At 67.2% G+C, this 17334-nt stretch carries 13 protein-coding genes and 1 pseudogene; 6 read left to right on the top strand and 8 right to left on the bottom strand.

Annotation, left to right across the window (positions count from 1 at the left end; all coding sequences use genetic code 11):
* Window position 1: 1 nt before the first annotated feature.
* Window positions 2-478 (top strand): NUDIX hydrolase, encoded by a 477-nt coding sequence (locus V5P93_RS11960; RefSeq protein ID WP_104483354.1) that lies wholly within the window; start codon window positions 2-4, stop codon window positions 476-478.
* On the opposite strand, the gene V5P93_RS11955 is transcribed toward V5P93_RS11960, so the two are convergent.
* Together V5P93_RS11955 and V5P93_RS11950 are read right to left on the bottom strand one after the other, a co-directional pair.
* Window positions 466-1026, bottom strand: coding sequence for an HD domain-containing protein (locus V5P93_RS11955; RefSeq protein WP_104483375.1), 561 nt, complete (start codon window positions 1024-1026; stop codon window positions 466-468). The genes V5P93_RS11960 and V5P93_RS11955 overlap by 13 nt on opposite strands.
* A gap of 441 nt (window positions 1027-1467) precedes the next feature.
* Complete coding sequence (locus V5P93_RS11950) at window positions 1468-2322, bottom strand: DUF4238 domain-containing protein (protein WP_181043944.1); 855 nt, start codon at window positions 2320-2322, stop codon at window positions 1468-1470.
* A 79-nt stretch (window positions 2323-2401) separates the two neighbouring features.
* Here V5P93_RS11950 and V5P93_RS11945 point away from each other — a divergent pair, with 79 nt between their 5' ends.
* Both V5P93_RS11945 and V5P93_RS11940 read left to right on the top strand, forming a co-directional pair.
* The gene (locus V5P93_RS11945; protein WP_245931784.1) at window positions 2402-3262 is read left to right on the top strand and encodes an IS5 family transposase; all 861 of its coding nucleotides are present in this window, start codon (window positions 2402-2404) and stop codon (window positions 3260-3262) included.
* Window positions 3263-3994: 732 nt separating this feature from the next.
* Complete coding sequence (locus tag V5P93_RS11940; RefSeq protein WP_104483357.1) at window positions 3995-8374, top strand: ATP-binding protein; 4380 nt, start codon at window positions 3995-3997, stop codon at window positions 8372-8374.
* A gap of 36 nt (window positions 8375-8410) precedes the next feature.
* On the opposite strand, the gene V5P93_RS11935 is transcribed toward V5P93_RS11940, so the two are convergent.
* The 4 genes and pseudogenes from V5P93_RS11935 to V5P93_RS11920 form a co-directional block, all read right to left on the bottom strand.
* Complete coding sequence (locus V5P93_RS11935; RefSeq protein ID WP_104483358.1) at window positions 8411-9613, bottom strand: site-specific integrase; 1203 nt, start codon at window positions 9611-9613, stop codon at window positions 8411-8413.
* Between the two features lie 111 nt (window positions 9614-9724).
* Window positions 9725-9985 carry a helix-turn-helix domain-containing protein gene (locus V5P93_RS11930; protein ID WP_245931786.1) on the bottom strand — a complete coding sequence of 87 codons (261 nt, stop codon included), beginning with the start codon at window positions 9983-9985 and terminating at the stop codon, window positions 9725-9727.
* Between the two features lie 617 nt (window positions 9986-10602).
* Entirely contained in the window at window positions 10603-10797 is a 195-nt protein-coding gene (locus V5P93_RS11925) for a hypothetical protein (protein ID WP_245931789.1), read from the bottom strand.
* Between the two features lie 220 nt (window positions 10798-11017).
* Window positions 11018-11536, bottom strand: a pseudogene (locus tag V5P93_RS11920) (DNA cytosine methyltransferase); the annotation flags it as partial.
* 300 nt (window positions 11537-11836) lie between these two features.
* Between V5P93_RS11920 and V5P93_RS11915 the strand changes: the two are divergent.
* From V5P93_RS11915 to V5P93_RS11905, 3 genes are read left to right on the top strand one after another with little or no spacing between them, the layout of a single operon-like run.
* The gene (locus V5P93_RS11915; protein ID WP_245931787.1) at window positions 11837-12895 is read left to right on the top strand and encodes a site-specific integrase; all 1059 of its coding nucleotides are present in this window, start codon (window positions 11837-11839) and stop codon (window positions 12893-12895) included.
* The gene (locus V5P93_RS11910; RefSeq protein WP_104483361.1) at window positions 12896-13225 is read left to right on the top strand and encodes a helix-turn-helix transcriptional regulator; all 330 of its coding nucleotides are present in this window, start codon (window positions 12896-12898) and stop codon (window positions 13223-13225) included.
* A 45-nt stretch (window positions 13226-13270) separates the two neighbouring features.
* Window positions 13271-14917 carry an integrase gene (locus V5P93_RS11905; protein WP_219824201.1) on the top strand — a complete coding sequence of 549 codons (1647 nt, stop codon included), beginning with the start codon at window positions 13271-13273 and terminating at the stop codon, window positions 14915-14917.
* Here the strand turns inward: V5P93_RS11905 and V5P93_RS11900 are convergent.
* On the bottom strand, window positions 14833-15936 hold the full coding sequence (locus tag V5P93_RS11900; protein ID WP_104483363.1) for a TRM11 family methyltransferase: 1104 nt from the start codon (window positions 15934-15936) through the stop codon (window positions 14833-14835). The two genes, V5P93_RS11905 and V5P93_RS11900, sit on opposite strands and share 85 nt — an antisense overlap.
* A 59-nt stretch (window positions 15937-15995) precedes the next feature.
* Window positions 15996-17060 carry a hypothetical protein gene (locus V5P93_RS11895; RefSeq protein ID WP_104483364.1) on the bottom strand — a complete coding sequence of 355 codons (1065 nt, stop codon included), beginning with the start codon at window positions 17058-17060 and terminating at the stop codon, window positions 15996-15998.
* Between the last annotated feature and the right edge of the window lie 274 nt (window positions 17061-17334).

Here is a 17334-nt window from a genome sequence, read left to right as displayed (position 1 = left end):
CATGGCACGAGTCGACTACTTCAACGACCCCACAGCCCCACCGGTGAACAGCGTCGTCCCCTCAGTGACCGTGGCCATCCGCGACGCCGAAGGCCGCATCCTGCTGATCCACAAGATCGACAACGACTTGTGGGCGTTGCCAGGCGGTGGGCACGACCCAGGCGAAAGCATCACCGACACCGCCGTCCGTGAGACCCGCGAAGAGACCGGCCTGGACGTCCGAGTCCTCCGCTTGGTCGGCACCTACACCAACCCCCACCACGTCATCGCCTACGACGACGGCGAGGTCCGCCAACAGTTCTCCCTGTGCTTCGAAGCCGAATGGACCGGCGGCACCCCACGCGAAGACAACACAGAGACCAAGGCCGTCCGCTGGGTCAACTCCGCCGACCTAGACACCCTCAACATCCACCCGTCCATGCGCCTGCGCATCGACCACGCCCTAGATCCCGACCGCACAGCGCCCTACCTAGGCTGACCGGCCCGCATCCTCTCCTCAGTCCGCGCCACCGCAGGCTCAAGGGCATCCCGAGCCATCAGCCAAGCCCGATGCACCGGGTCCCCTGCCGGGTACCGACTCATAATCTCGTCAATCCGCTGGGAATACGTGTACCGCTGACCATCCGGCCCCGTAGTCAAATCGGCCGTAATTAACGCATCCATCACGGGACTGTCTTCCAGCTCGAAAGCCGCCAGCTCAGCCGCCAACCCCCGCTCCGCGGCCTCAAACCGAGCCCCCGAGTGATGCGCCACCAACCCCACCACCCGCACCGGAAACCCAGCATCAGCCAGGTATCGCGCCCCATCCAGCGGGTGAAACCGAGTCACCGCGATCTCCGGCGCATACCCGACGTCATGCAGCCAGGCCGCAGCCACCAACACATCCCCATCCCCACCAACCGCAGGCCGCAACTCCTCCGCCCGCCGCCCCACAGCCTGAACATGCACCCACCGCCGCCCCAACGGCCCCACCAACCGCCGCGCGACTTCCCTAGCCGTCTCAACCAGCCCGCCGCGCTCGTCCATGTGGGTGTTGCTCATGCCCTCACCCTACGACCGCAGCCCCCGCCCTACCGTGCAACTACCTGCTGAACCCGCCTCTATGGGATCAAGGCCGCGCCGCCCACGCGGCGCGGCGCGAGCTGGCCCGCCCGGTCCACCAGTGGTCCACATCCATCGCGCCACGGCGCGGGCTCCCGCTCCGCTCCGCCCGCGCGGGCGCGCGGCGCAGCCTGGCACCGACCCGGGAACGCACCGCACCACGCAGCCGACGCGGCAACCCCAACGAGCACCAGGCCCAAACCGCGGTGGGGATGCTTCCTCTCGCCCCAATCGTCTAACGCTGGAAGGCCGCCATCAAGGGCGCCTACGGCGTCGCTCCGCGATGGAGCAAGCTCCACCCTTGACACCACCCTCCCAGCGCTAGAGATGGCCTGTGCGAGAAAGCGGCCAGGGAGGTCGCATACTTCAGCTTGGCGACTTCAGGGCGCCAGCGACAAACTTGCCCAACCCACTCTGGGGTCGGTAGTAGACATGCCGAAAAGCGATCCGCATCTGCGCATAGTTCAGCAAGTCGACAAAGAACGGCTCGACTTCTTGGTAGAGCGGCTCGTCGGCGACTACCGCGTAACAGTCTCGCGCAATCGGCATCGCAGCACCTTGCGAGTCGCCGATTGCCATCCACAATTCCAATTTGCCTTGTGACGTAAACCGGTAAGTAAACGCTGGCGAGTCTGCAATGACAAACTCGCGAAACGCCGGGACACGAAGGATTTGGAGATCCAGCCTACTAAAAGTGCCGCGTATCCGCTCAAAGGTTTCCTCAACACTCTGCCGCTCCAAAAGGCCACTGTCCATGTAGCCGCGCCAAGGAGCTATATACCTATCGACCACCATATCTAGCGCCTCCCCGCCAGCGGCGACAACCCCATGCGCGCGTCTGAATTCCCGCTGAAGCTCCGCTTGATATTGAGTTACCACCTCCTCTCGCACGTCGACCATCGCTTGCATCACACTCGAATTGTGAATCTTAAGAAATCGCGGAGAGCGGACAAGATGGAGAGCAATGCAGTCTTTGAGAACAGTCGTCAATCGGTGGTCACCGAGGATGCGGTTCTCACGCGCAGCCGATATCGCCTCAGGAAGGTGGTCCTCTACTGTAGTTTTCCAGTGTTCTTCAAGAGATTTAGAGGCATATCGGATGAAGTGAGGAATCTTGCCGCATCCACGGATTCCCCGAGCCTGCATCTCATGGGCAAGCTTCATGTCAAAAGGGACTAGCTGGTTATGCGCTTTACCAACCTTGGAAGCAAACCGTTTCAAGATGACCTTAGAGCGTGTTTGAGATCTTGGTCGGCGTGGCTGCTTGATCTTGTCCGGGTGGTCGGTCAGGGTGGGTGGGGTGGCGCGTGTGCAGCGGTATCCGTCGGATCTGTCCGATGCCGAGTGGGCGGTCGTGGAGCCGTTGTTACCGGCGCCGTCGGCGCATCCGCGTGGTGGTCGGCGCGAGAAGCATCCGCGTCGGGAGATCGTGGACGCGATCCTCTATGTGGTGCGCACGGGCTGTGCGTGGCGGGCGTTGCCCGTGGATTTCCCGCCGTGGGAGACGGTGTACTGGTACTTCACCAGGTGGGAACAGCAGAAGCTGACCTTCCGCATGGTCGACGCCCTGCGCGCGATGGTCCGCCAGGAAGCGGGTCGTGACCCGGAGCCGAGCGCGGGGTTGATGGACTCCCAATCGGTCAAGGGCTCCGACACCGTCGGTGTCGACACCCGCGGCTACGACGCGGGCAAGAAGGTCAACGGCCGCAAGCGGTTCATCGTGACCGACACCCTCGGCCTGCTGCTGGTGGCGCTGGTGCTGCCCGCGAGTGTGCAGGACCGCGACGGCGGCAGAAAGCTCATGCTGGAACTGCGCCACCGCCAGATCATGGCCAAGGCGACTCGTCGTGTCCGACACCTGTTCGCCGACGCCGGCTTCGCCGGCGCCTTCGTCGACTGGGCCCGCACACTGCGGACCACGATCGAGATCGTCCGCAAACCCGCAGATCAGAAAGGATTCGCGGTCATCCCCAGACGCTGGGCCGTCGAACGCACCTTCGCCTGGCTCACCGCACACCGACGCCTCGCCCGCGACCACGAACGCCACCCCGCCACCTCCGAGGCCATCATCCGCTGGGCCGCCATCACCACCATGACCCGCCGCATCACCCGCGGACACGCCGCCACCCGACCCGGACCACGCCCACTCGCCACCACCTAAAGATCTCAAACACGCTCTTAGACACGATATGTTGATCGGTGACCAAGTCATCCGCCAGTTGCGCCAAGCTCTGTCGGCGTCTCTCACTCTCCTCCGCAGAGGGCAGGGGCGGGAACTCCCATCGGGCCATGACCCAGTATGCGCCCCGAGAACGGGCGAGACCGACAGGTCAACGCGGTGTGTCATGGGGACCATTTGGGGACCGCACGTCATGCGCGGCCAGGCACGACAGGTGTTCACTTGACCGGTAGGTGTGGCCATAAACGGGGTCTGACCTGGACAAACAGGTCCCCGACGGCCCTGGGGGTCAAGGGGTCGCAGGTTCGAATCCTGTCAGCCCGACGGTCGAAGAAACACCCGCTGATCTGAGCATATCACCAGGTCAGCGGGTGTTTTTGCGTTTTGGTGTCGATCATGGGGTGACCGTCCACTGTGGTCCTAATAAAGATCGACAAGGCCCGACTGGAGAAAACCTGGAGCGGGCAGGCTCCGGTTTTGACGTAACCCCGTTACGGGGTCGGGTTGATCTTGCATCGCCACCGTGATGTGCGCCACATGCTTGAATCGACGTCGACCGCGGTCAACGTGCCGCCATCGGAGACGTTCGGTGGTGGCCGGTGGTGGGTGCGGTTGGGACCGGGTCGGGAGTCGGGTCGGCTGGTCGTGGTTCTAGGGTGCTGGGTCACGATGACGTGGTCGCTGCCGGGCCGTGGTCGGGGTGGGGAGGACGGGATGCCGCTGCCGGGCGGTGCTGCCGACAAGATGGGCAACCGATTCGAGCGGTGGTGGACTGTTCACCAGCTGATCGAGGTGTTGACGGGGCGAGCGCGGTCGTTGCAGATCGAGGTCCCCGGTCCGCCCGGTACGGGCGCGGAGTTCTGTCTGACCGTTGACGGTGTCCGGGTATGGCATCAGGTGAAGCGGCAGCGTGCGGGTGGGCCGTGGACGGTGGCGGCGTTGGTCGGCGAGGGTGTGGTCGCGCCGTGGTGGGACAAGATCCTCGATGGTGGACGGTGCGTGTTCGTATCCGCGACCAGTGCCGATGAATTGCGCGAGTTGGTCGAGCGCGCCTCCGCGGCCGAGTCGTGGGAGGTCTTCGACGCGGAGTTCCTCGACGCCCAACAACACCGCACGGTATTTCAGCGGCTGCGCGACGCCTGGAGCAAGCCGCCTTCATCGGATGCGTTCAAGGCACTCGAGCACATCGACGTCGCGACCATCGGCGAACCTGAACTGATCGCGCTGGTCGAAGCGCGCCTGGAGGTGCTGTTCGAGCACCCACAGCGTGTCGCGGACTCGTTGGGGCGACTGATCGACGAATCGGTCCATCACACCCTCACCGCCGAGCGGGTATGGACATGGCTGGCAGAACGGGGTGTGCATCGTCGGGACGTGGCGGACACGGCCGTGGTGGCCGACTGGGTGGCCACGGAAACCACCGCGTTCAAGGATCGCGTCGCCGTGCACCACATCGACGGCGAACGCATCCCCCGCACCGAGACGGTCGCCGCGATCGAGGCGCTGGCCGGCGGGGCCAGGCAGGTGTTGGTCGCGGGATCCGCCGGGAGTGGGAAGAGCGTGATCACCGGCGAGATCGTCGACTCCGCCCGCCGGCGTGGGTGGGCGGTCTTGGCCGTGGCCTTGGACGCCCGGCCCGATGCCGAAGCACCCGTCGCCCTCAGCGGTGAGGTGGTGAGACAGGTCCGCTCCCCGGTCGCGGCGCTGGCCGCCGCGGCACAGGACGGTGTGGGGCTGCTGGTGCTCGACCAAGCCGACGCCATCAGCGCCGTGTCCGGCAGGCTCACCGGACGTCGGGCGCTACTCACGGACTGGGTCATCGAGGCACGACGCCACCCCGCCGTGCGGATCGTGATCGCCTGCCGAGAGTTCGACCTCGACCATGACTCCGAGCTACGCGCCCTGGCCCAGGGACGCGGTACCAGGACCGTGACCGTGGACCGCCTGGACGCGGCGGTTGTCCGCGACGTTCTGTCCACGGTAGACGCAAGACGCGAAGCACCGCCGGACCTTGTCGACCTCTTGGCTCATCCTCTCGCGCTGACCGTCTACGTCGAACTGGTCCGAGCCGGCGACAGTGGCGCACGGGACGCCCGTGATCTGAACGATCTCTGGGAACGCTACTGGCGATTGAAGAAGAGAGTCTACGAAGCCAAGCGCGGTACCGAGGACTGGCAGTCGACCATCGAGTTCCTCGTGGATCACATGTCGCGCGCGCAGACTCTCGAAGTGCCCATCGGGCGACTCCTGGACCACGAGGACCAGATCGCACTGTTGGTGTCGGAAGGGATGTTGAGACGTGACACAGAACGGCACGTGTCGTTCTTCCACGAGACCCTCTTCGACTACTGCGCCGCCCGGGTTTTCGTCTCACGCGGAGGCACACTCCACAGACTGCTGATCGACGACGAGCAGCGCCTGTTCCGCAGGTTCCAAGTACGCGCCATCCTGACCTACCTACGCACCGCCGACCCCCGCGCCTACAGTCGCGAGTTGGCCTGGCTGCTCAGCTCAAGCAGAGTCAGAAACCACGTCAAGGCCATCGCGCTCGCCTTACCACAGGTAGTCCCGAACCCCCGTAGCGACGAGTGGGACCTACTCGCCCCGATCGCGACCGACGTCGAACACCCGCTCTGTCAACACGTCTGGCGGGCGGTGCGCGCCAACCCGGCCTGGTTCCCCGTCATCGACGCCGCCGGTACCTGGCGGGCCTGTCTGCGGTCACCCCATGCCGGACTGGTCGACCAGGCCATCTCGGCGATGAGCGGAATGACCACGGCGCACAACGACCAGGTCGCACGCCTGATCCAGTACCTCCCGTACGATGACCGCCGACCGGCCCGACTGCGGGTGCTGTTGAACTCCGCAGATATCCAGGAAGGTAGCCAACTCGAGAAGTTGGCGGTCGAAGCGACCATCACCGGGGTACACGACGGCCACGAATCCCAACAGTGGTTCCTGGTTCGACGGGTGATGCAAGAGTCGGCCGTATCGGCGATCCGACTCGTCGCCGCGATGTTTGCCTTCGAGCTCACGGCATCACAGGACCACCCACTCAACAGTTTAGGCCTCTTGAGCATCGACCACCGCACTTCCGGCGTCCGCGAGCTCCTTCGCTCCCTCGCCGTGACCGCATCACATCCGTTCGCCCAACAGTTCCTTCCCCATCTCGCACGAGCGATGACGCGCAACGATCACAGGAGCGAGTCCGACGCCATCCGAGGTCTACCCCGGACACGTCGCCTGCGGGGCCTGGGCATCTCCATGGCCGACAGTGTTCTGAACGCGACCTGCCTGGCTCTTCAGACCTTGGCTGGCATCGACCACCACGCTGTTCGCGATTTGGTCACGCCGCTACGTTCCTGCGATCATGGGATCGCCCAACTGTTGGTAGCGCACAGTTATATGGCCGCTCCGGAGCAGTTCGCCGACGAGGCCGCTGAGTGGATCATAGTCCAGCCGACGATCCTCGACCTGGGACCAAGCAGCGATGATTCCCGTCCTGTCGCACGGCGGTTGCTCGAAGCGATCAGCCCGTTCTGCTCACAATCGCGGTTCGAGCGACTGGCTGCCACCATCCTGGCCTACAAGGCTCCTGACGCCGTCGACGATGGTCGCGACCGCGTCCAGTTGGAGCTGTTGAATGCTCTCCCGCCCGACCGGATCTCCCCCGAGGTCGGGCAACGTCTGACTGGACTTCGTTGCGCGCTTGGGATCGAGGATTTCTCCTATCATCCGATGATGACCGTGTTGCCGGTCGTGTCACCGATCAGCGAGACCGACGCCCGCGCGATGACCGATCCTCAATGGATCGACGCGATCGAGAAGTACGACGGTGGAGGCCATCCGCACTACCTACACGCCGATGGAGCCGTCACCGGAGGTGCCGCAGAACTCGCCCAGGTACTGGAAACCATCACCCGCGAACAGCCGCAACGATTCGCCGAGTTCATGCTGTGCCTTCCCTTGAGCGTATCGAGTCTCTACGTCAACGCGATCGTGTCGGGCCTTGCCGACTCACACCTCGACCTCGACCTGCTCGAGGCGGTCTGCCAACGCGCCCGGGTCACAGACGATACCCGCACGCAGAGCAAGATCATCGCCTTGGTCGAAGCACAGTCCCACCGCCCGCTAACGGAGCCGATCCTGGCCCTCCTGCACACTTTCGCCAACAGCAAGGTCAGCGGTCCGACCACACGTGCCGAGGTCGCCGGAACCATGGCGACGATGATCCATCGCGACAACACCCTTCTCCCACGCCTCACAGGTCTGCTTACCTCGCTCAGCAACGACGAGAACCCAAATGTCAGCGAGATGGTCATCCACACCCTGGTCACTGTGCTCGACCACGCACCGGACCTCGCATTCGAACTATTTCGCAGCGTCACCGAAAAGCAGCTCGCAGCGCACCCGTCACTCGAACGGTTCCTGAACCGCGCCATCCAACTGGAACGGTACGACGACGTCGTACACCTGATCGAAACCCTCCATCGCCATAGCGAGCCGAAGGCACGCCTGATCGCTGTCCGTGCCACCACCTTCGCTTCCTACTGGCGGCCCGATCTTGATGCCTACGTGGACGCGCTACTCGGCGACGGTGATGTCGACACACGCGAGACCGTGACGCAAATAGCGGCCCACAACGTGACCACGACGCACCGGCAGGACCGCACGCAGACGATCCTGATCCGCGCATTCGAAGACCCGGCTCCCGAGGTACAGAACGCCGCCGCATACAGCCTGTTCAACCTGGAAAACGAACAACTCGGCGAGTACGACACCCTTCTGATCGCCTACAGTCAGAGCAAGGTGTTCGATCGGCACACGAACAGCACCGTCTTCCACATGTTCACCCAGGCGCGCCACTCGCTACCTCGCAGGGTGATCGACCTCTGCTACGAGTTCTTCAGGCGACACGAAGCAAAGTCTCTCGACACGCTTGACGCAGTCCACTATCTCTTTCCTCTGATACTGCGACTGCTTTTCGAACACCCCGAACCACCCCTGCAGACCAATTGCCTCGACTTGTTGGACAAACTGGTTCTGATCGACGTCTTCCAAGCCAACCAAGAACTCGACAAATCCACACGGTAGACCACGAACCCGACCACAAACCCGAAGCGCCAGACGCTACGCCGCCGCCAGTTGCAGGAGAGGGGTGTCAAGCGCTGTCTCGTGGGTGGCGAGTTCGGTGAGGGTGGCGAGGGCGGTGTCCCAGCGGTGTTGGAGGTTGGTGAGGAGTCTGGCTTCGACTTCGGGGGCGACGTGGCTGTAGATGTCTTGGATTTTGTCGGGGACGCGGTGGCCGAGGCGGCGGGCTTGGGCTACTTCGGGGATGCCGTCGGCGATCATCCAGGTTTTGTGGCTGTGGCGTAGGCCGTGGAAGGTGAGGCCGGGTTGGACCGGAGGCAGGTGGAGTCGGTGGCGTGGGCGGTCGAGGGTGCCGTCGGCGGCGGGTCTCATGACGCGGCGGGAGAAGTTGGAGCGGCGGGGGTGTTCGTGTTCGAGGCTGAGGAACACGAACGGGTCGCTGTGGGTGGCCAGTTGGTGGCCGAGCAGGGTGGTGAGGAACGGCGGCAGGGTGATGGTGCGGGCGGATTCGGCGGTTTTGGGTGGGCCGAGTTCGAACCGGCCGCCGAGTTCGAGGAGTGCGCCGGTGTCGGGGTCGATGGTGAGGGTGCCGCGTGCGAGGTCGAGGTTGGGGCGTCGCAGGCCGAGCAGTTCTCCCCAGCGGGCGCCGGTCCAGGCGCCGGTGATGATCAGTACGCCCGCCCACACGCCGCCGAGGGCGGCGGCGTGCAGGGCGACGCGGAGTGCTTTCTCCGGCGTGGTCCAGACGCGTTCGGGGGTGCGTTCGTGGCGGCGGCGTCCTCGGCGGTTGGGGCGGACGGGGTTGGCGATGATGAGGCGTTCGTCGGCGGCGTCGGCGAGCATCATGGTCAGGAGTTTCACCATGGTGGAGGTGGTGGATCGGGCGTAGCCCTCGGCGCGTTTCTTCTTCGCCCACGCGGTGACGGCGATCCCGGTGATCGCCGAGAGCGCGCTGGCTCCCCAGCGGGGTTCGATGTGGTTGCGCAACAGGCTCCGGTACTGGGCGGTGGTGTTGGGTGCGACGTCAAGCGCGTCGAACCACGGCACCGCCCACTCCGCGAGGGTGATGCGGCCCGCTGCCGGGTCGTGGAAGGTGCCGCGACGCTGGTCGGCGTTGATCTCCTCGGCCCGATCCCGCGCCGCGGTTTTGGTGGGGAATCCCGAGATCGACCCGAGTGTGCCGTCATCGGTGAAATACCGCACCCGCCACGAGTTATTTCCACATTTCTCCGCGTAGGCCATACTCCACCTTCTGCCGTGCCTGATGTTTGACGGACATATGGACGCTCCGTGCCCGTCAAATGTCAATCACGGTGTCCAAAGACATGTGTCGGTGTGCGCGAGGTCCGTGGATTACCTCGCGGGTTTTCCGGTCGCGGCCGCGGCGGTGATGGCGATGATGTCGTCACGGCTGAAGCGCAGGTGTTTGCCGACGTATCGGCACGGGATGGCGCGGGCGGCGGCTTTGCGGCGCAGCCAGGACGGGCGCACCTGGAGGATGGCCGCGGCCTGCTCGGCGGTGAACAGCAGTAAAGGGTCGACGGCCGGTTCGGGTGGCGGGTGTTCTGGCTGCCGGGTGCGGTGCGGCGTCGTCTGCGGGCGAGAGCGAGCCACGGACAGGCGGTGAGGGCGAGACACGACGACCTCCTGAGACATGAGGCGAACGGGAGCGCAACGTGGACGACGACCGGCGCGGTGGCGGGTGGACTTACGCCATACCCGCCACCGCGTCGTGTCCGTGCGGACGTTGTCCGGTGTGGAGCGCTAGGTTGCGGCATTGCCCGTTCGACGAGTTCCCGGACCTTGCCGTGGGCAACGGGAGCGGGGATCCGCCTGACGACCCGGTCGACATCCACCCGCAGAAGATCTACGAGTTCGACGTCGGCGCGTGGGAATGGTTGTCCACCGTGGGGGCGTGCCACAGCACAGGTTGGTGAAGTCGGCTAGCAACAGACTGACCGCGTGGGCGGCTTGGTGGGGGACGACGCCGTTGCCCAGCGCGCGCAGCTGTGCGGTGCGGGGCAACGGGAGATCGGTGACCCACCCCGCGGGCAGCCCCATCAGGTGTTCGACGAACACGGGCGCGAGCACCGGTTTGCCGTGACTGCCGGGTTGGGTGGGGTGCGGTGTCGGGCGGCCGAGCACCTGTTCCCATCGCCGGATCGCGGTGCCGTAAGCGCCCCAGTCCATCGCCCCGGGCGGGATGTCCGCGCGCGCCCCGGTCGCTGGGGCTAGGTGCCGGGGTCGGTGCTCTGGTTGTCCGGGGTGAGGAGCCGGATGATCGCCGAGGGCAGCATCAAGTCGCCTTTGGAACCGCGTTGGGCCGGGCAGCCCTTGGTGCCGTCCGTGGCACGAGGGGTCGGCAGGAACGTCTCCGGTGTCGCCGGCGGGAGTACCTGTTGGGACAGTGGCGGTCGGTATCCCATTCCCGCTCCGCGCCCGGCATTCCCGGTGTCCGAGGCTCGGGGTGTTGGCAGCAGCCGGGCCTCGTCGGACAGTGTGGGGCCGCCGGTCTGGGTGCGGTGGGTGCAACCCTTCGCGTCCGAAGCGGTCGGGGTCGGCAGCAACGTCTCCGGTGCCGCGTGGCCAGGCGAGCACGAACACCCTTTCGCGGCGGTGGGCGGCGCCGATGTCGGAGGCGCGGACGCTACGCCAGAGCGCGTCATACCCCGCTTCGGCCAGGTCGCCGAGTACACGGTGGAGTCCTCCGCCTGCCCAGCGAAGCGCGGCGACGTTCTCCACCAGGACGAGCGTGGGTCGTAGTAGGCGAACGGCCGCCATGATGTGGGTCCAGAGTCCACTGCGTGCTCCTTTCTCGATGCCCGCGCGTTTCCCGGCGGCGGAGATGTCCTGGCAGGGGAACCCGGCGGTGAGCACGTCCACCGGCTCCACGACCGACCAGTCCACCGAACGCACGTCGCCGAGATTCGGCACGTCCGGCATCCGGGCGGCAAGGATTCGGGTGACGTGCGGGTCGGGGTCGGCGACCCAGGCGAGCCGTCCGCCGAGCACGGCCAGCACTCCCAGGTCCAGGCCACCGGCACCGGTGCACAACGACCCGACGACAGGACCGACCTCGCCCCCGACCCGGGTCCTTGGCCCGGGTCGGGTGGGCGGGTTCGTTGCCGTGGTGGCGCGCTCCGAGCGGTTCACGCCGGTACTCATGCCCACCGGGACCGTGTGTCGGGCGTCGCCTTGGCAGCCGGGGTCGAGGGCGCCCGAACATCGTCGGGCGTGTCCGCCGCGGCGGTGTCGGCGGTGTTGGTGTGTGGGACATCCCCTGAGTTCGTTCGTCCGACGACGCTGCCCAGACAGGACTCTGTGGCCTGGACCTGCGCGATGCGGTGAGCCGAAGGGCCTGAAGGGCAAGTTGACGAGATTTCAGAATTCATGAAACGATTCCAATCCGAGTGAAGGTCCTTCGGGCAGGGTGAAGCCAAGGGGTGCGGGTTGGGCTTGTCAGCTGTGCGTGACCTGCGCGAGGCGCGAGCGCTGGCGAGTGCCGAGGAACTTGAGGACTTCGAGATCGACGCGTTGGCGGGGTTCGTGCTCACGAGGGCGTCGGCAGGGTTGGCCGACGGCACGATCCGCGGCGAGGTCAGCAACCTCGGACAGGTGCGTGACTGGTTCGGACGGCCGCTGTGGGAGATGGAGCCTGCCGACGCCGACGCGTATTTCGGACGGGTCTTGCGGCAGGCGGCCAAGGGGACACGGCACGCGCGGGCGGCGGCGTTGACGACGTACTTCGGGTTCCTCGAAGCCCGGCACGCGGTGCAGTTGCATGCGATGACCGGGCGGGTCGTGACGTGTCCGGTCGATGAGATGAACCGACCCAAGGGCCGCAAGGACGCACGGCTGCGGATACCGCCGCAGGCCGGGGAGATCGAAAAATTCTTCGGCGGATGGGCTGCGGAGTTGACCGTGTGCCGCAAGTTCGCGCCGACCGCCCGCAACTACGCGGCGGCCAGGCTGATGGCCGAGATCGGGTTGCGGGCAGGCGAGGTCCGTCAGCTGGACCTGGCCGACGTGCGGTGGGAATTGGGCCGGTTCGGCAAGATCCATGTGCGCCACGGCAAAGGCGCGCGGGGCTCCGGGCCGCGGGAGCGCATGGTCCCTCTGATCAACAGCGCGGGCCGGACGTTGAAGTGGTACATCGAAGACGTGTGGGGCCTGTTCGACGACGACCACGAACGACCGGGCGCGCCGCTGTTCCCCTCCGAACGCCGCGCCGGCGACTCCGGTGCCCGTCGCCTGGGCGCCGACACCCTGCGCGCCGCGGTGGGTGTCGCGACACGAGCTCACCTGCCAGGCTGGGAGGGCAGACTCACCCCGCACGTGTTGCGGCACTTCTGCGCATCGCAGCTGTACCTCAACGGGATGGACCTGATCGCGATCCAGGAGACCCTGGGCCACTCGTGGATCGCCACCACGATGCGCTACGTCCACGTACACCGCGAGCATGCCGAGCAGGCGTGGGAGACCGGCCAGCAGCGCGCGGCACGACGGGTGGAAGGACTGATCTGAGTGCGGTGGAACCTGCGCCTCGCGGCGGCCAACCGCGGTATCTGGAAGGCATCGGAACTGCAGCGCGGCTTGGCCGAGCACGGCCTGGTGATCTCTCTGGGCAAGATGTCGAATCTGTGGTCGGGCCAGCCGGTCTCGCTCAAACTCGACGATCTCGACGTCATCTGCGTCGTGCTGGGCTGCGAGATCGGTGATCTGCTCACGCCGGAACCGGACAAGGTCGCCCGCCCGCAGGACACCGGTGACCAGGACGTGGCGGAAGCCTCGGCGCCGCGCCCGATGAGGGTCGTTCCCCGCCGCCGCGACGGCCGTTCCCTGCCCCCGGCCTGATCGATGGTGCGTCGAGACGGGACCGGGCCCAGGATCGCCCGGTCGGTGACCGGCTGCGCCGAGTGCCTGGCGTGGGGCCTGACCCACGCGCGCGGGGTGTGCCTGGCCTGCTACAACTTCTCCGCGCCCGGATTCGGTCACCGCCTCGGAGACTGCGGCGCCTGCGCGCGTCGGGTCCCGTTGAAGGACGGGTACTGCCGGTTGTGCTGGTGCGAGGCACGCGAAGACCGTGTCGATGCCGCCGCCGACGCCCGCTCGGCGGTGGTGATCGCGCCGCACCTGCCCGGCGTCCGCTGTCACCAGTTGTTCCTGGCAGGCATGACCCGACGCCGCGCCGCGCCCCGCACGACCCCGCGTCGCCCTGGCGCGAAAGGCCGCCCGCTCAAGGCCCCGCCGACGCCGACGGCTCGACCCGACAGACGCTGGACACAACTGACGCTGTTCCCCGACACGGCCCTCGTCCGCGACTACACCGCCGCCGCTGTCGATCTGCGCCGCGGTCCCGCTCCGGACAACCCGTGGCTGGCATGGGCGCTGCACGTCGCCCACACCACGGCCGAGGCCCGTGGATGGGCGCCGGACACGAGACGGGGGATGCAGCGCACCCTGGTCACCCTGTTGGCCGGTCACCACGACAGCGACCGGATCCGCGCCACCGACGTGCGCATCGTCGCGTCGGGCCACAGCGTGAACGTCGACTACGCCGCCGAGATCCTCGATGTGATGGGCGTTCTCGCCGAGGATCGGCCGCACGTCTTCGACACCTGGCTCGCCGTCAAACTCGACGGGATGACGCTCGCCATCGGACGCGAGGTGGGCCGGTGGGCTCATGTCCTGCACGACGGCGGCCCGCGCACCCTGCCCCGCAAACCCGACACGATCCGCACCTATCTGCGGGTCATGCGCCCGGCCCTGTTGGACTGGTCGTCCCGCTACGACCATCTGCGCGAGGTGACCCGCGACGACGTCCTGGCCTACCTCCGCCGGTTGCGTGGAGAACCTCGCTCGAGTGCCGCGACCGCGCTGCGGTCGCTGTTCTCCTGGGCCAGGCGCAGTGGTGTCATCTTCCGCAATCCCGCGACCCGGATCACCACGGGCAGGCGAGAACACGTGCTCTGGCAACCACTGTCCAGCGAGGACATCACCGAAGCAGTCGCCATGGCCACCACACCGCAAGCCCGGGTGCTCATCGCGATGGCCGCCGTGCACGCCGCTCGACCGCATCAGATCCGAGCCATGCGACTGCACGACGTCGACCTCGCGGATCGGCATCTGACCATCGGCGGACGGCGACGGCCGCTCGACCACCTCACCCACACCGTCCTGCGTGACTGGCTGACCCACCGCGCGCAACGCTGGCCAGCCACCGCGAACCCGCACTTGTTGATCAGCAAGGAAAGCGCATTGCGGTACGGACCGGTCAGTGCCGTGTGGATGCGAGAGCTTCGTGGCCTGACCGCGAACCTCGAACGGCTGCGCATCGACCGGCAGCTCGAGGAAGCGATGACCACCGGACCCGATCCGCTGCACCTGGCCATGCTCTTCGGCATCTCCGAGACGACCGCGATCCGCTACGCCAACAACGCCCGGCAGCTCCTCGAGACTCCTCACGAAGCCACCGCCTCGACTTCACCCGGAACCCGAGCGTCCGTGTGGCATGCTGACCGCAACAGGCCCTTGGGTTCCCGCTGAGAACCCTTGAGTTCCCTGGAACGCAAGGGAAACAGGGCGGTGCGGAAGACGAGGACGTCCTCGTGAGCGATCAGGTGCAGCGGCAGTCCGGCTTCGCGTTGCTTGCGGATGAAGTCGCGTTGGAAGAACGAGCCGCGGGCGACGAAGTCGGTCTCGGCGGCGCGGGCGAGCAAGGCGACGTTGCGCTCGACGGGGATCAGTCCGGCGGCGTGTCCGCAGGCGAGGACCTGGGCGGGCAGGTCGATGAGCTCGGAGTGCTCACGCCACGGGCGGATGGTGATGGCGATGTGCCCGCCGGGCTTGAGGAAGGTGCGCAGTCCGAACAGGATCCGAGTGAACCCCGCCAGCAGCCGGTGGTGGCCGACGTTGGCCAGGTTCCCCCTGTCCAACTGGTTGCCGTAGCGGTGGTGGTACTTCTGCACCCCCTCGCCCGGGGCGACGGAGACCTGGCCGTGGGTGGAGGGCCCGTAGGGCGGGGAGGTCACCACCAGTGCCGCTTGTCCGACGTACTCGGGCGGCAGCAGCGTGACCAGTTGGCGGGCGTCGCCCTGGAAGACCCGCGCGTCGTGGGTGACGCCGTCGTCGCGCGCGCCGTCGAGATTCGCTTTCGCAACCTCGACCCAGTGGGGTTCGTACTCCACGCCGACGGCGCGGCGACCGAGGCGGACGGCTTCGACCAGGGTGGTGCCGATGCCGCACATCGGGTCGAGCACCAGGTCGCCGGGCCTCGTGTAGTGGGTGACGGCGTGGCGGACGACCTCCGGCAGCATCTTGGCCGGGTGCGCGGTCGAGGCGGGCGTGTACTTGTGTTTGCGTTGCGCGGCCGGGGACGCCTGCGCGGTGGTCCACACCGACACCGCCCTCGCCGCCTCCCGGGAGTCGGCTCGCGGGGAGCCGTCGGTGCCCGCGGCGGAGGTGTCGACGGCGGCGATGAGGTCGCCCGGGATGGGCTGGGTCGGCTCGTCGTCGAAGCCGGTGACCACGCCCGAGGACGGCGGGTCGGTGGGGGTGTGGGTCATGGGAGGGGTCTCCTGATGGCGGGGTCCGGGACGGGCGGGGTCGGCGTCGAACGTGGTCATCAGGCGGGACCTCCGTCCCTCGACGTGGTGCTCGTCGGGGGTGGCGTCGGTGTCCGGTGCTCGTGTGGCTGGGCGAAGACCAACAGGTCGGAGTGGACGCGCGCGTGCGGCGAGGGCAGGCCGCGGACTCGTGCCCGGTGCCCCTCGTCCACCTCTTCACCGGTGTCCTGTCGTCGGTCGGGGGTGGGGTCGGGGTGGAGGAAGCGACCGTCGCGGATGGGGGCGTGCAGGGCGACGATGTGCTGCAGGTAGAGCAGGTCGGCGGTCTGCCCGGCGGCCACCACCTCGCCGGTCGGGTCGGTCAACCGGCCGCTGCTCCAGTCACAGTGGGTGAGCACCACGAAGACGCCGCCGACGCGCAGCAGGCGGGCCGCGACCAGTGCGGCGACATCGGCGAGAGGAACGCCCAAGCGCCCCGGCGGCAGGCTGGCGATGACGAGATCCGCGGTGGCGAGTGCCACGTCGAGACCGTCCGGTGAGACCACCTCGGGCGGCGGCGGGATGGCCGCGGGGGTGGTGTCAGAGTCGGTGACGAGGTCAGCCCAGAACGGGCGGGACGCGCCCACGGACAACGAGCCGGCGAGCGGCAGCCGCTCGATCCGGGGAGTGCGCTCGAGGCGTTCGACCGCAGCGCGAGCTTCGGCCGACTCGGGCTCCGGGTCGGTGTCGGGGGCGTGGTCGATGACCCCGCCGGGCCCGATCCACGCGGGCCTCGGCTGCTGGGCGTGGACGGGTTCGGCCAGGAGCACGACGCGCGCGCCGGGGTCGCTGAACGAGGTGACGATCCGCTCCACGAGCGCGACCGGCCACCCGGTGTCGAGCGGGATCGGCGTGGCCCCGGCGGGCCACACGGTCGCCGGGGTTGGCGTCGAGGGCGCGTCGCCCGAGCGCGTACGGGTGGTGACCGCGGCGGGCTTGGCGGGGCTGACCCGGGTGGTTCCGGGCGCGGTGGGCCACGGGCGGCGGTCCCCGCCCCGGCGCCCGCCGGGACGGGTGTCGGCGGGGCGGGCGGCGTCCGCGCGTCGGCGCGGGGCGCGGCGGTCGGGGTGCTCGGAGTCGGTCACGGGTGTCCCTTCGGGAGGGTGGGGTGCGCCCGCCGGGGCGTGGCGCTTGAGGACACTCCTTAACTCCTGAAAACAGGCCCTCCGGGGACATCGATCCGCGAACTTTTTTCTCCGAGTTTTCGACCGCGACTTCCGGTGAACAAGGCTCGCGCCCGCGCGTACGCGAGAACAGGTATCCCCCGCCGATAGACGTGTGCTTCCGTTGCGCGCGAAGATCTTGCTCCATGCGATCGTCTACGCCTGTTGCCGAGAGCGATCGTGCCGTCACAGCTAT

This window comes from Actinokineospora auranticolor (genome assembly GCF_041897805.1).
Taxonomy (GTDB): domain Bacteria; phylum Actinomycetota; class Actinomycetes; order Mycobacteriales; family Pseudonocardiaceae; genus Actinokineospora; species Actinokineospora auranticolor.
Note: the sequence above shows the minus strand (reverse complement) of the source record. Positions and strands in the feature narration are given on the sequence as shown.

Coding starts and splice junctions, on each gene's coding strand:
- V5P93_RS11960 (WP_104483354.1), top strand. CDS start 2: ATGGCACGAGTCGACTACTTCAACGACCCCACAGCCCCACCGGTGAAC.
- V5P93_RS11935 (WP_104483358.1), bottom strand. CDS start 9,613: ATGGCCTACGCGGAGAAATGTGGAAATAACTCGTGGCGGGTGCGGTAT.
- V5P93_RS11900 (WP_104483363.1), bottom strand. CDS start 15,936: ATGACCCACACCCCCACCGACCCGCCGTCCTCGGGCGTGGTCACCGGC.
- V5P93_RS11955 (WP_104483375.1), bottom strand. CDS start 1,026: ATGGACGAGCGCGGCGGGCTGGTTGAGACGGCTAGGGAAGTCGCGCGG.
- V5P93_RS11925 (WP_245931789.1), bottom strand. CDS start 10,797: ATGGGATACCGACCGCCACTGTCCCAACAGGTACTCCCGCCGGCGACA.
- V5P93_RS11940 (WP_104483357.1), top strand. CDS start 3,995: ATGCCGCTGCCGGGCGGTGCTGCCGACAAGATGGGCAACCGATTCGAG.